General features: G+C 42.1%; 14 protein-coding genes. 9 read left to right on the forward strand and 5 right to left on the reverse strand.

What is annotated here, in order from left to right; genetic code table 11:
- The first annotated feature begins 199 nt into the window (after positions 1 to 199).
- Positions 200 to 1,603 (forward strand): alanine permease AlaP, encoded by a 1,404-nt coding sequence (gene alaP / locus ABK447_RS05330; RefSeq protein WP_007408827.1) that lies wholly within the window; start codon positions 200 to 202, stop codon positions 1,601 to 1,603.
- 175 nt (positions 1,604 to 1,778) lie between these two features.
- On the opposite strand, the gene ABK447_RS05335 is transcribed toward alaP, so the two are convergent.
- Complete coding sequence (locus tag ABK447_RS05335) at positions 1,779 to 2,294, reverse strand: gamma carbonic anhydrase family protein (protein ID WP_025285156.1); 516 nt, start codon at positions 2,292 to 2,294, stop codon at positions 1,779 to 1,781.
- Positions 2,295 to 2,340: 46 nt separating this feature from the next.
- On the opposite strand from ABK447_RS05335, the gene ABK447_RS05340 reads away from it, so the two are divergent.
- From ABK447_RS05340 to ABK447_RS05350, 3 genes are all read left to right on the forward strand, one after another.
- Complete coding sequence (locus ABK447_RS05340; RefSeq protein WP_003152261.1) at positions 2,341 to 3,120, forward strand: alpha/beta hydrolase; 780 nt, start codon at positions 2,341 to 2,343, stop codon at positions 3,118 to 3,120.
- 20 nt (positions 3,121 to 3,140) lie between these two features.
- Positions 3,141 to 4,220 (forward strand): tetraprenyl-beta-curcumene synthase family protein, encoded by a 1,080-nt coding sequence (locus tag ABK447_RS05345; RefSeq protein ID WP_038464600.1) that lies wholly within the window; start codon positions 3,141 to 3,143, stop codon positions 4,218 to 4,220.
- Positions 4,221 to 4,328: 108 nt separating this feature from the next.
- Positions 4,329 to 5,138, forward strand: coding sequence for a glycerophosphodiester phosphodiesterase family protein (locus ABK447_RS05350; RefSeq protein WP_038464213.1), 810 nt, complete (start codon positions 4,329 to 4,331; stop codon positions 5,136 to 5,138).
- A 17-nt stretch (positions 5,139 to 5,155) separates the two neighbouring features.
- Here ABK447_RS05350 and ABK447_RS05355 read toward each other — a convergent pair whose 3' ends face one another.
- From ABK447_RS05355 to ABK447_RS05370, 4 genes are all read right to left on the reverse strand, one after another.
- The gene (locus ABK447_RS05355; protein ID WP_003152265.1) at positions 5,156 to 5,350 is read right to left on the reverse strand and encodes a hypothetical protein; all 195 of its coding nucleotides are present in this window, start codon (positions 5,348 to 5,350) and stop codon (positions 5,156 to 5,158) included.
- Positions 5,351 to 5,472: 122 nt separating this feature from the next.
- Positions 5,473 to 6,054, reverse strand: a complete 582-nt coding sequence (locus ABK447_RS05360) for a class I SAM-dependent methyltransferase (RefSeq protein WP_003152267.1) — start codon at positions 6,052 to 6,054, stop codon at positions 5,473 to 5,475.
- Positions 6,051 to 7,019 (reverse strand): TIGR01212 family radical SAM protein, encoded by a 969-nt coding sequence (locus ABK447_RS05365; protein ID WP_007408822.1) that lies wholly within the window; start codon positions 7,017 to 7,019, stop codon positions 6,051 to 6,053. Before ABK447_RS05365 ends, ABK447_RS05360 begins: the two co-directional genes overlap by 4 nt.
- Positions 7,020 to 7,105: 86 nt before the next feature.
- Positions 7,106 to 8,773, reverse strand: a complete 1,668-nt coding sequence (locus ABK447_RS05370; RefSeq protein ID WP_038464210.1) for an MFS transporter — start codon at positions 8,771 to 8,773, stop codon at positions 7,106 to 7,108.
- Positions 8,774 to 9,213: 440 nt separating this feature from the next.
- Here ABK447_RS05370 and ABK447_RS05375 point away from each other — a divergent pair, with 440 nt between their 5' ends.
- From ABK447_RS05375 to ABK447_RS05400, 5 genes are all read left to right on the forward strand, one after another.
- Positions 9,214 to 10,326 carry a helix-turn-helix transcriptional regulator gene (locus ABK447_RS05375; protein ID WP_052125186.1) on the forward strand — a complete coding sequence of 371 codons (1,113 nt, stop codon included), beginning with the start codon at positions 9,214 to 9,216 and terminating at the stop codon, positions 10,324 to 10,326.
- A gap of 394 nt (positions 10,327 to 10,720) precedes the next feature.
- On the forward strand, positions 10,721 to 10,993 hold the full coding sequence (locus tag ABK447_RS05380; protein WP_038464207.1) for a YtzC family protein: 273 nt from the start codon (positions 10,721 to 10,723) through the stop codon (positions 10,991 to 10,993).
- A gap of 347 nt (positions 10,994 to 11,340) precedes the next feature.
- Complete coding sequence (gene ytrA / locus ABK447_RS05390; protein ID WP_003152275.1) at positions 11,341 to 11,733, forward strand: GntR family transcriptional regulator YtrA; 393 nt, start codon at positions 11,341 to 11,343, stop codon at positions 11,731 to 11,733.
- Positions 11,726 to 12,604 carry an ABC transporter ATP-binding protein gene (locus tag ABK447_RS05395; protein ID WP_007613240.1) on the forward strand — a complete coding sequence of 293 codons (879 nt, stop codon included), beginning with the start codon at positions 11,726 to 11,728 and terminating at the stop codon, positions 12,602 to 12,604. Before ytrA ends, ABK447_RS05395 begins: the two co-directional genes overlap by 8 nt.
- On the forward strand, positions 12,598 to 13,584 hold the full coding sequence (locus ABK447_RS05400) for an ABC transporter permease subunit (RefSeq protein ID WP_025285148.1): 987 nt from the start codon (positions 12,598 to 12,600) through the stop codon (positions 13,582 to 13,584). Before ABK447_RS05395 ends, ABK447_RS05400 begins: the two co-directional genes overlap by 7 nt.
- Positions 13,585 to 13,598 lie beyond the last annotated feature (14 nt).

A 13,598-nucleotide genomic window follows, 5' to 3' on the forward strand; every position in this document is an offset into this window, starting at 1 on the left:
AAAGGCTTTCGATGTTATCGAAAGCCTTTTTTCTATTGTTTTTTTGTAAACCGTCTATTCCGCTCTGTTTTCGACAAAGTATTACGCAATATTCAGAAAAAGGTTATAATAGGACTAATCGGGTAGATTCCGGAAAGTGTTTTCTGGCTATTTCGTCTCGGTTTGTGTTTCTTTGTCAAAATCAGGGGGAGGGAGAGTTATGCAAAACAAAGAAAAAACGCTTCACCGCGGCTTGGAAGAGCGGCATATCTCGCTTATGTCGTTGGGCGCCGCGATAGGAGTCGGGCTGTTTCTCGGGTCGGCTTCTGCCATAAAGCTTGCCGGACCGGGGATTTTAGCCGCTTACGCCTGCAGCGGGCTGATTATGTTTTTTATTATGCGGGCATTAGGGGAAATGGCGATTCAAAAGCCTGTAGCCGGCTCATTCAGCCGGTATGCCAGAGATTATCTCGGTCCGCTTGCCGGGTTTTTAACAGGCTGGAATTATTGGTTTTTATGGGTTGTTACCTGCATGGCGGAAATCACCGCGGTCGGCATTTATATGGGCTACTGGTTCCCTGACGTGCCGTCATGGATATGGGCGCTTTGTGCACTCGTCATTATGACGGCTGTCAACTTTCTGGCGGTCAAAGCGTACGGTGAGCTTGAATTCTGGTTTGCGCTCATTAAAGTCTTGGCGATTCTGTCAATGATCGCGATCGGTCTGGTGATGATCGTATTCGGCCTCGGAAACGGAGGCGTTGCGCTCGGAATCAGCAATTTATGGAGCCACGGCGGCTTTTTCCCGAATGGGATTAAAGGGGTGCTGCTGTCGCTTCAAATGGTCATGTTTGCCTATCTCGGGATTGAGCTGATCGGTGTCACAGCCGGTGAGGTCAAAAATCCGGAAAAATCACTGGCGCGGGCCATAGATACTGTTTTTTGGCGCATTCTCATTTTTTACGTCGGAGCTTTGTTTGTCATTATGTCAATTTATCCGTGGCAGGAAATCGGTTCAGGCGGAAGCCCGTTTGTTTTGACATTTGAAAAAATCGGAATACCTGCTGCAGCCGGAATCATTAATTTTGTCGTATTGACGGCGGCCCTTTCTTCCTGCAACAGCGGGATCTTCAGCACGGGGCGCATGCTGTTCAATCTGGCGGAACAAAATGAAGCGCCTAAAGCATACGGTACGGTCACAAAAGGCGGTGTGCCGGGAAAAGCGGTATTGGTTTCAGCGGGCGCGTTATGCATCGGCGTTTTGCTGAACTACGTGGTGCCGGCGAAAGTGTTTACGTGGGTGACGAGCATTGCGACGTTCGGGGCGATTTGGACATGGTCGATTATTTTGCTTTCCCAAATGAAATATCGTAAAAGCTTACAGCCGGAACAACGGAAAAAACTGAAATATAAAATGCCTTTATATCCCTTTTCCTCATATATCTCATTGGCATTTCTCGCTTTTGTCGTTGTGCTGATGGCTTTTAATGCAGAGACCCGGGTGGCCGTCATCATCGGGCCTGTCTGGTTCGGCATATTATTAGCCGCCTATTACGGGAAAGGTTTCCATAAAAGAAAAGACATAGGTCTGGAAAACGGACAGACATTCGCCGAAAAAGCGTAAAAAAGAGCCCGGGACATGGGCTCTTTTTTTCATAGGATCGGGCCGGCGGGGGAAGAATAAAACAAATTCCTGAACATTTTGCTTCTGTTTCCTGACAATCGGGAGAATGCAAATGGTTTTTACTTAAATAATATTTTGAAAAATGGTACAGTAGTAAAACAAAGCTGATCTATTCTTATTTCTCTTGCAGTGTTTTATAGTATCGGCCTTTTTCAACATATTCCGTTCTGATTCTTTCCATGTCCCGTATGTCTTCTTCTGTCAGCCGGCGGATAACCTTTGCGGGCCGGCCGAACGCAAGACAGCCGGGAGGAATGGTTTTGCCCGGAGGAACGAGACTTCCGGCGCCGATAAACGCGCCTTCTCCGATTTCCGCCCCGTCAAGAATGACGGAGCCCATACCGATTAAAGCATTCTTTTTGATGATTGCGCTGTGCAGTGTAACCTGATGGCCGATCGTGACGTCATCTTCAATAAGAAGCGGGCGGTTCGGACTTTGATGCAGACAGCTCAAGTCTTGTATGCTGACTCTTTTTCCGATCCTTGTCGGCGCAACATCCCCCCGGATGACGGCTGAGAACCAAATGCTTGATTGTTCTCCGATCACGACGTCGCCCGTAATGACGGCGTTATCCGCAATGAACGCTTCAGGATGTATGTCAGGCGTAAATTGTTTATAAGGGTAGATTATCATGTCTCATCCTTCTTTCTCTAAATTTATGTAAGAGGTGAACTGCATGTGGACTTGGAAAGCAGACAGGCCCGTCGGTACCATTGTCATTATCCACGGGGCAAGCGAATACCACGGACGTTATAAATGGCTCGTTGAAATGTGGAGATCTTCCGGATATAACGTGGTGATGGGCGATTTGCCCGGTCAGGGAACGTCGACCCGCGCCAGAGGGCATATTCGCTCTTTCCAAGAATACATTGATGAAGTAGATATATGGATTGATAAAGCGAGAACGCTTGAAGCGCCCGTTTTCCTTTTGGGCCACAGCATGGGCGGACTGATTGCGATAGAATGGTTTAAGCAGCAGAGAAATCCCCGCATTACGGCACTCATTTTATCATCACCTTGTCTGGGTCTGCAAATAAAAGTCAATAAAGTCCTTGATTTTGCGTCTAAAGGACTGAACGTCCTCGCTCCGTCCCTCAGAGTGGATTCCGGCTTATCACCTGATATGGCAACGAGGAATGCGGATATGATTGAAGCGGATCAAAACGATTCTTTATATGTCACGAAGGTATCCGTAAGATGGTACAGAGAGCTTTTAAAAACCATTGATGCCGCTATGGTGCCGACTGATGCGTTTTTAAAGGTGCCGCTTTTGCTTATGCAGGGCGGAGATGACAAAATCGTCGATAAAATGAAGGTCCGCAAATGGTTTTCCGGTGTGGCTTCCCATAATAAATCGTACCGGGAATGGGAAGGGCTTTATCATGAAATTTTTAATGAACCGGAAAGAGAAACTGTGTTTAAGGCGGCAAAAGCCTTTACAGATCAGTATATTTGAATTCGCTGGGGGTGCATATGTTGACAGTACCGGAACATCCTTTTAACCTTATGACAAAAGTGTATCGGGAAATTTTTCCGCTCGTTCATCAGGAATTGAACATGTGGCGGGAAAAATCAGATTCCATTAAAAATACCGAACTGCGGCAGCAGGCGGCCGCAAGTATCCGCGATAAGTCGTTTCATTGTGAAGGCGGCGGCATTTTAGCCCTGCTTTCGGGAGAACAGAAACAGAAATGCGTACAATTTATCATCGCGTATCAGACAATCAGTGATTATCTGGACAATCTGTGCGACCGCAGCACCTCGCTTGATCCCGAGGACTTCCGCATGCTTCATCTCTCCATGCGTGACGCGCTGACGGTCGGTGCCGAGGTGCGGCCGTACTATCAGTACAGAGACGAGCGGGATGACGGCGGTTATCTTCATGAGCTGGTCAGAACATGCCAGCGGGTGCTCGGGTCAATAGAACATTACGGTATCATTAAACCTTATTTGCTTGAGCTGTGTGATTATTATTGCGATCTTCAGGTTCATAAGCATGTCGTTGAGCATGAACGCGTTCCGAGGCTTAAAGGCTGGTTTGAGCAGTACCGGTCACAGCTTCCGGAAATGGAGTGGTTTGAGTTCTCGGCTTGCGCCGGATCGACGTTAGGCATTTTCTGTCTCGTTGCTTACTCATTCCAGCCTGATTTTAACGAACATACCGCTGAGAAAATCCGCAGCAGTTATTTTCCGTACATACAAGGGCTGCATATACTGCTTGATTATTTAATTGACCAGGAAGAGGATCTGCTTGAAGGCGATCTGAATTTCTGTACGTATTATCAGTCTCATGAAGAAATGATGCAGAGACTGCAGCATTTTATTGAAAAAGCGGATGAACATTTGCAAGGCATTCCGCATGAAAATTTTCACCGGCTGATCAACAGAGGGCTGCTCGGCGTCTATTTATCCGATGACAAAGTCGCCGGCCAAAAAGAAATGGGCCGCCTCGCGCGAAAGCTGATCAGGGCTAGCGGAAAAACGTCATTTTTCTTTTATATCAACGGAAGAGCCTACCGCAAATTTCAGAAGATGGCTTGGACGAAAAGTTCGTAATGGGTGAACTGCGCCTCTCGTGTAAATCATGACGGCGCAGTTTTATTTATGACGTGAAGTATGAAATGAAACATTGTTTGCGCCTGCAGAATATGATACTTTAATTTTATGAAAAAATTAAAGTATTTAGCGGCCATAGCATTACTTTCCATTTCCGGAGGCTGCTCCGTCATCCATGCTTCCGCCGGCTATCATCCTGTCTTGATAGCGCACAGGGGCTCTTCTGCGATTGAGCCGGAACATACAGCTTTGTCTTATGCACGTGCGATTAAAGACAAAGCAGATTATATTGAGATAGACTTACGGGAGACGAAGGACGGCCGTCTGATTGCAATTCACGATAAAACGGTAGATCGGACAACAGATGGTAAAGGGATGACAGATGATCTGTCTTTGGCTCAGATTAAGAAACTGAATGCGGGAAAAGGAGAAAAGATTTTAACATTAGAAGAAATCATACAGAAATTCGGACAAACTGCCAATTACTATATTGAGACAAGAGAAAGCAACGGCAGCCTGGTGATGGAAAAGAAACTGATTGACATATTACAAAAACATAAGCTGATTTCCAGCCATAAAGCAGTCATTGAGTCTTTTAGCGGGAAGAGCTTAAAGAAAGTTCGATCTATGGATAAAAAAGTTCCTCTTGTTCGATTATTAAAAGATAACGAGGCTGAGGAGATAAATGATAAGCAGCTGCAAACCATCAGAACGTATGCTGATACAGTCGGGCTCAACGCCAAATTGGCAAATGAAGCAGTCGTGAAGCGCATTCATCACAATAAGATGAAAGTGCACGTGTTTTTTGATAAGGAAGACGAGCATACGCTGACGCCTATTATGCTGAAACAAAAAGCAGATGGTGTCTTTACGAATAATCCCGCTTATACACGCGGCGTGCTGCAAAACAGTAAATAAAAAGAGACATGCGCATTTTACGCTGTCTCTTTTTTTAACGGTTTCTTTTTTGCCGCAAGGTGCATTGCGAATTTGCCGATCAGCCCGATGACAAAAAATGCAGCAAACCACCAGTAATAGGTTTTTGCGAACTCAAATCCTAAATGTCTTGATAAAATGATGACGAACATCACATAGGGAACACTTGAAAATATGATGCGAAGAATATTCAAACTGCCGCTCCTCCCAGATGTTACACTTAAAAGATGTGCTTTTTTCCATTATTTCATAGTAATTGATTTTTCTTGAAAAGTAAACACAAAAAGAATCGGCCCGCTTATGACAGGCCGATTCTTTATTTGCCGGCAGATTTCTTTTCAATCGCTATAATAAACGGAGGGTCGTTTCGCTGGTTGAGAAAGCCGTAGCTCAGCACGCGCGCTTTTTCCTGATCAAGATTGCTGCAGTACTCCAGTAATGCACTTTTTTCCGTCTTGCCTTCAGGATGCCCGTGGTACACAACGAGAACGATCAGCCCGTTCTCCTTCAGCAGTTCAAGGAGCTGTTCGATCGCGGAAATGGTTGAGTGGCCATTTGTCGTAATGCTTTTATCGCCGCCGGGCAGATAGCCGAGATTAAACACGGCGCAAGCCACACGCCCGTGCGCATCCTCAGGCAGCGATGCCTTTATTTGATCATGGCTCTTATGGTGAAGCGTGACGCGCGGACTGAAGTCGGCACCGAGCCGCTCCTTCGTTTTAGCGAGTGCGTCCGCTTGAATATCAAAGGCATGGACATGTCCTGTCTCACCGACAAGGCCGGCCAGGAAATATGTATCATGTCCGTTGCCCATCGTCGCGTCAACCGTGATATCACCTTCCTGTGCGGCGGACTTCAGCAATTCTTTACTGAAAGGGAGGATGTGCATCAAGGTCATAGGGCGGTCTCCTCCCCGATCTTTCTGAAGAGCTTCCCTTGATAGCTTCCCCGTGTTTCCAGCTCTTTTTGAATGGCGCCCAGTACTTCCCACTTATTGACGCTCCACATCGGCCCGACCATTAATTCGATCGGCCCGTCTCCCGTAATGCGGTGAACGATCATTTCCGGGGGAATGATTTCGAGCTGATCACATACAAGACTTACATATTCTTCTTGAGAAAGGAACTCCAGCTTTCCTTTTTCATATTGCTTCACCATCGGTGTGCCTTTTAATAAGTGAAGCAGGTGAATTTTAATGCCTTGCACATCCAAATCAGCGACGGCTTTGGCCGTCTCCATCATCATGTCCCTGTTTTCAAGCGGAAGCCCGTTAATGATATGGGAACAAACGCGGATGCCGTGTTTTCTCAGTTTATTGACACCCTCAACATAGCAGTCAAAATCATGGGCGCGGTTGATCAGAAGGGCGGTCCGCTCATGCACGGTCTGCAGTCCGAGTTCAACCCACAAATAGGTCCGCTCATTCAGTTCGGCCAAATATTCCACGACATCGTCCGGAAGGCAGTCCGGACGGGTCGCGATCGACATGCCGACAACGCCGTCAAGCTTGAGGACGGATTCGAATTTTTCTCGCAGCTCCTCTACCGGAGCATGCGTATTCGTGAACGCTTGGAAATATGCGATATATTTGCCGTCTTTCCACTTTTCGTGCATGCGGTTTTTGATATCGTGAAATTGCGTGAGTAAGTCATCGGCCCGATTGCCGGCAAAATCGCCCGAGCCCGCCGCGCTGCAGAATGTGCAGCCTCCGTGTGCAACCGTGCCGTCCCGATTCGGGCAGTCAAAACCGCCGTCAAGCGCGACTTTAAACACTTTATGCCCGAAATGCTCCCGCAGATGATAATTTAATGTATGGTACCGTTTTTCCGTATTTGAATAAGGAAAAGGGTTATTCTCGTTCAATGTTCAAAAAGCCTCCCTCACATCAGATGCATCCTAAAATTGTAGCATGAATGATGGGGCGGAACAATGAAACAATTATGGAACGGTCAAGACGTAATATCTACCTGGTTTTTCTGTTGTTGTTTTAAACGTTTTGGAGAAATATCACTGAACAATGCAAAAATAATTCCTAAAATAAGAATTACACTGCCTACTTTGAATGTATTATTAAAACTGTCACTTATTTTTTCATTATATAAATTTGAAATTTTTTTCTGGATAGCCATAACTTCCTTCTTTTGAATATTGAAGCTTTTTTGTACTTTTTCTTTATACGGATCCGGGGTTATAGAGAGAATTTCTTCCTCTTTTTTGTTTAATTCAGCAATACTTTTGCTTCGATCGAAACCTTTACTGTCTGAATGCTTTAAGTGAGTTATTATCTCGTTCTTTGCATTTTTATCAAAAACCTGATTGCTTTCCACAATTTTAATGGCTTCTTTTTTCGCAGTAGCTGTGTGATCATTTATATTCATTGTAAGCACAGATGTAAGTATGGCAATGCCTAGCGCTTGTCCAACTGTCCGCATCATATTAAGAATACCTGAGGCAATTCCTACTTTCTCAGGAGGAATAAGCCGTATCCCTGAACTCATTGCTGGTCCTATTACAAGCCCTAAAGCTAAGCCGGTCAAACATAACAGAATAATTACTGACGTTATAGAACTGTCGTATCGTATGTATCCATATAAATATGTTGTGATTGTTAAACCGAGCATACCTAGACCCGAAAGCCAAATGCCCCCGAGTTTATCAGATAGCTTTCCAGAAAGTACAGAGGTAAACATAGATGATAGAGCTAATGTAGAAACAATTAACCCCGCTTCTAATTCAGTTTTTCCCATTAAATTCGTGAGGAGTAAAGTAATAATAAGGGTACCGCTTGTTAATCCAAGGCCCTGCATAAAGAGGGTGAAAGAACTGAAACTAAACGTACGTATCTTCAGCATGGATAAGGGAATCATCGGGTTTTTAATTTTAGATTCAATAAAGAAAAACAAACAGAATAATAATACAGAGATTACAAAAAGAGAGATAATTAATGGTGATGACCAGCCTAAGTCAGATACTTTTGCAAAACCAAAGGTTAAACAGAAGAGAGCTCCGGATAAAATAAGAATCCCCATGTAATCAATTTTTTTACTCACTGTTTCATCATAACTCTCAGTAATAAAAAATGCTGCTAAAAAAAGAGAAATCAGACCTAAAGGAATATTTATGAAGAAGATAGCTTGCCAATTAAAATTTTCAGTTAATAATCCTCCAAGTACAGGTCCTAATGTAGCTGCTAATCCTGAGAAAGCACCCCAGATTCCAATGATCATTCCTTTTTTATTTTGAGGTACGATAGCTAAAGCTATAGGCATTGTAACAGGTACAATGAAAGCAGCAGATAATCCCTGAATCACTCTAATTGTGACAAGCATTTCAATTGAAGTGCTCAAACATGCAATAACTGATGTCAAAATAAAAAGTGCTAATCCAAACATAAAAGCTTTTTTTCTTCCAAAATGGTCTGCCAGCTTTGATGCACCTACTAATAAAACCGCAAAAGCTAAAGTATAACCTGTAGCCACCCATGCTACTAGAGAAAGGTTACTCGAAAAATAATCCAGCATCTTAGGTAAGGCGATATTTACTATAGTGGTGTCCATTACTGAAATGAATGTACCTAATAATAATGCAGATAGCATAATTAATTTTTGAAAATTCAAACCTACAACCTCCATTAGATATTAATCTAAATTTAAATTCGATATATATCTAAAAACATGATAAATGTAATCTTAAGAGGCGTCAATATTATTCATAAATTGTTTTTTCATCCACTTTTCTCGAAATCATATTTTTATAATTCAACAATTTTGTAACTTGAAATAACTCAATAAGAGCTAAAATTGACCTGTAAACTAGCTGAGATGATTAAGGATTTCTGAAGAGTGTGACATGAGGAGAACACTCAGCAAGAGGTGAGGCAAGTCTAGTAAATCTAGGACTGCTCTTGATAATGCTCAGTCAGGTATGTGCTTAAAGGAAAATTCTTTAAAATTAGAAATGAATATTCTTTGAAAGTTCCCTTTTGATTGATAATATTAAAAATGTAAAATGTCTGGCATGAAGATAGTACAACGTTTTCCTTGTGGAAAAAGACTTTATGGGGTGTGAAAAAGTGCGGTTAATAATTAATGACAGTGTTTCAGAATTCTTTGACAAGATATCCTCTATTCTATTCTTGAAACACGAGGAATTCTTCAAAGATTATACAACCAAATTGGGGTTAAATTTAGATAATGAATATTTTGTATTACTAGATGACCTTAAAAGAATAAAAGAGTTAGATAGTGAGTTTTTAAATTTTTATTTTGGCAGCTTTTGCGACTACAAAGATGTTAGGAATGCAAATATTTTTTGTTTAGCCACAACCTTTTTTAAAATCCCACAAATTTATACGAAAGATTTTTTTGAAATTATTGATTATTTGTCTGTAGTTACAGAAAAAGAGATAAGAAAAAATATTTTAGAGTCTCTAATTTATTTACAAGGAGATCTTAAAACTGAAACATCTACCCAACAGTATTTAAATGATAGGGAAAGTTTATTTGAGCTACTTAATAATTTAAATATAAAGCCCGAATACAAGTGGATCATATTTAAGGTAATGAAATCTCCTAAAACTTATGTAGATCAATTTTGCAGCAAATTAATGTCGGTGAATGGTTATCTTAACGAGGCGATGTATAATTTAATTAAATTTAGAGATGAGTGGATGAATCAAGTAAAAAACATAAATATGGATTTTCCAAAAAAGATAATCAGTACGTTAAAAGGTAAGGAATACTTATCTTGTGATTATATTAATATATATCCAACGCTTTTACCTTACACTGCAACTATTACGAAAAGTGAAGATAACATTTATGTTGGACTTGGTTATAAAGTTGATAAAATTTTCGAAAATACATTAGGGAAAGCTGAGATTAATCATATCATTGATTTTTTGAAGCTTTTATCGGATAAAAGTAAGTTCAAGATATTAATCTTACTTAGTCATAAAAAAATGTATGCTAATGAGATTGCTGAACAGCTAAATTTAACCAACGCAACGATTTCACACCATATGAGAATTTTGACATTGCAAGGTTTAGTTGAGAGTACGAGAAATCAAAATAAAACATACTATTATCTTAATTCTTCAAAATTCGATTCTCTTTTGAACGGTTTGTTGAAAAAATTTAAAGCTGTTCCAGGCTTAGATGGGGATGAGTAAAAAAGGTTTTGGTCTTATAGTTGGTGTTAGTTTCGGGATGATAATTAAAGCTAATAAAAACAGATCGTCTAATGAATTGGATACCCAAAAAATATGATGAATCCTGGGTGTTTTACACAAAAAAGATAATTTGATGGTGAACAATTTAAAGCGAACCGAAGATCTTGTGAGTGATGTGGGAAAATTTTAATGTTTTTAATAAAAGAAGAATTAAGTTATCGTTCTAAAATGAAGGATTTTTATAAAGAGTTAATTCTGTCTTGATTAAGTTTTACATTTAATCGTATTTTATACCATCTCTGTCTTGTGTATGAATTACCTGATATTTCTTGTGAGAATTTATTTGGAATAAGAAATACTATTGATATGACATTATCAATAGGAGGACTGTTTAATGGCAACAAGACAATCAGTAGATGAACATCTCCAAAGAAGCGAACAGGCGTATGAATTTGCGAATGAGCAATTTATGACCGCTTCGAAACAAGAGCATTATAATGATAATGAGTACAGTGAAGCGCAAATGAAGCTTGAAAACGCGGTGAATGAATTAAACAAGCTGTCATTATCTGCGAATGATCAGCAAAGAGAGCAGCTTTATCGAATGAGATTGCAGCTGCAGACCTTGCAAAACAATATGATTTTGCAGCGTAATTTTGATTACTGACCGCGCCGTTTCAAATGGTTCAGCAAACCTGCCGGAATCCCGGCGGGTTTTTTTGTATTTTTTTTAAAAAAGAATTGACAATAGGGCGGAGTGTGTTTATTGTATTACGTGTACTACTTGATGTAATACACATAAAACACTCAAAAAATGAAATCGACATATAAATGTTAAGCATAGGGAAGGGGAACTTTCATGAAAAACAAAAGATCCGTAAAACAAGATGTGCCTCTTATTATCGCCGCCTCGGTTTTGGCAAGCAGTCTGTTTGTCGTTCTTGTCGTCATCGGTTTTCAATGGCAGAACATTTAAAGAAAGAGAGCAGCTCGTAAAAGAAAGAAGGGAAGTAAATGATTCAAATCGATCCGAGAAGCTCAACTCCGATTTATGAGCAGATCATACAGCAACTGAAAGAGCTTTGTTTAAAAGGGATCATGAAGCCGGGGGATAAACTTCCTTCTGTCAGGGAATTGGCAACGATCATTATCGCCAATCCGAACACAGTCAGCAAAGCGTACAAGGAGCTCGAACGCGATGGTGTCATTGAAACGCTGAGGGGAAGAGGAACGTATATATCGGAGAATGCAAAAACGACATTGGTTGAAGGGAAGATGACGATGATAAAAGAGCAATTGAAACAGCTCATCATCGATGCCCATTACGCGGGAGTTGAGCTGGAGAAGCTGCAGGAATGGATAAAGGAAATCAGCGCTGATGTGAAAGGAGGCAAGGATCATGATTGAATTGCGGAATCTCTCAAAAACGATAGACGGTAAAGAAGTGCTCAAGGATATTTCGCTCACCATCGGAAAAGGGGAAATTTTCGGGCTGCTCGGGCGAAACGGATCAGGGAAAACAACACTGCTCCGGCTCATTCAACAGATTCTGCTGCCGGATCAAGGGACGGTTTTATTTAATCAGGTGGAAATAAAGCGGCATCCGAAAGTAAAACAGAACATCATTTATATGCCTGTTGAAAATCCTTTTTATGACAAGTATACATATAAACAGCTTGTTGCGATTGTAAGCAGAATCTATCCGAATTTTGATGTGACTTACGCCAATGAGCTGATGAACAGGTACGGCATTCCGGAAACGAAGAAATACCGTGAATTATCGACAGGCCTGAAAAAACAGCTTGCGCTCGTCCTTGCCTTTGCTTCACGCCCGGCACTTATTCTTTTGGATGAACCGACGGACGGAATTGACGCCGTAACGCGTCATGATGTGCTTCAGCTTATGGTGGATGAAGTGGCTGAACGGGAAACGAGCATTCTGATTACCTCACACCGTTTAGAAGATATTGAGCGAATGTGCAACCGGATCGGGTTTTTGGAAGGAAATCAGCTGACGAATGTGATGGACTTGGATGATATGAAGGAAGAGTACATGAAAATCCAAATGGCATTTGAAGAAAACGTCGCCTTGAAGATCAGAGAACAAAACATACCGATTCTCGACCATGCCGGTGTGTTTTATACGGTGCTGATTCAAAAGAACGATGAGAAGAAAAAGAACTTTCTGCAAGAGCTGCAGCCGAAAGTATGGAACGAGCTTCCTGTGAACTTAGAAGAAGTCTTCATCGCGAAGTTTGGAGGGAACCGAAGATGGTAGACAGGGGATTGCTGTACAGGGAATGGGTGCAGAATCGAACTGTTCTTGTGATGGTCGGCCTTTTTTTAGCCGCGGTCAATCCATTTGAAGTGTTAAATACCTATCTGGTTTATCAAGGCTGTCTGGACACCCCGGAAGCATATTGTAACTTTTATGTGAATTCTTTGGATAGCGGAATGCTGAACTTGAACTGGGCGCCCGCTGTCATTTTGGCGGTTTGCTTATTCGGACTGGAGCGTACGAAAGGTACGATTGATACGCTTTTCAGTCTGCCTTATTCCCGCGCTCAGGTGTTTCACACTAAATTTTGGCTCGGGGCGGCGGTCATTGCCGGATTCCAAATCATCGGCTACGGGCTGGCTGAACTGCTCATTCTTCTGTTAAAGCCTGAGCGCGTATATTTCTTCCACCATTACAGCGTCGGAGAGATTATTGTGAGTGTTTTGGCTTTTACATTGGTCGCGAGCGCAGGCTGCTTAACGGGGAATACGTTCGCCCAGCTGTTAACGGCGTTTGCCGTGTCGATAGCGCCTTACCTGATTATTACGCTGCCCCTGTCCAATGTAGAAGTCATCTTCGGAGTCAGCATGTATGAGCTGATGCCGTCAGTCGAGGCTTATCTCAAAGTAAACAATCTTTTTCAATACTTGAATCCGATCATGTACATTGATACAGATTGGGTATCTGCCAGCAAGTATATATTACTCATCCCGGCAGTGATGAGCATTCTATTTTATGCCATTGGGTACTTTTGCTATGTCAGGCAGCCGGTGGAACGGAACGGCCGTTTTTTTCTCTGGAGACAGCTTGACCGGCCCATTCAGATTGTGGTGATTATAATCGCCGTTCTCGGTTTTGGCCTGGCGGGGTACTCGACGGGACAGACGATGACAGGGTATGTGGCCGGGATGCTGGTCGGAGGAGCGGTCGGATTTTTGGTCAGTTATTTTGCCATATATAAAAAAACGAAGCATGTGTAAGAGAGGAGGACCGG

This window comes from Bacillus sp. hwrm1 (assembly GCF_040207805.1).
Taxonomy (GTDB): domain Bacteria; phylum Bacillota; class Bacilli; order Bacillales; family Bacillaceae; genus Bacillus; species Bacillus velezensis.

Coding starts and splice junctions, on each gene's coding strand:
- alaP (WP_007408827.1), top strand. CDS start 200: ATGCAAAACAAAGAAAAAACGCTTCACCGCGGCTTGGAAGAGCGGCAT.
- ABK447_RS05340 (WP_003152261.1), top strand. CDS start 2,341: ATGTGGACTTGGAAAGCAGACAGGCCCGTCGGTACCATTGTCATTATC.
- ABK447_RS05350 (WP_038464213.1), top strand. CDS start 4,329: ATGAAAAAATTAAAGTATTTAGCGGCCATAGCATTACTTTCCATTTCC.
- ABK447_RS05360 (WP_003152267.1), bottom strand. CDS start 6,054: ATGACCTTGATGCACATCCTCCCTTTCAGTAAAGAATTGCTGAAGTCC.
- ABK447_RS05375 (WP_052125186.1), top strand. CDS start 9,214: ATGGGGTGTGAAAAAGTGCGGTTAATAATTAATGACAGTGTTTCAGAA.
- ABK447_RS05380 (WP_038464207.1), top strand. CDS start 10,721: ATGGCAACAAGACAATCAGTAGATGAACATCTCCAAAGAAGCGAACAG.
- ytrA (WP_003152275.1), top strand. CDS start 11,341: ATGATTCAAATCGATCCGAGAAGCTCAACTCCGATTTATGAGCAGATC.
- ABK447_RS05395 (WP_007613240.1), top strand. CDS start 11,726: ATGATTGAATTGCGGAATCTCTCAAAAACGATAGACGGTAAAGAAGTG.
- ABK447_RS05400 (WP_025285148.1), top strand. CDS start 12,598: ATGGTAGACAGGGGATTGCTGTACAGGGAATGGGTGCAGAATCGAACT.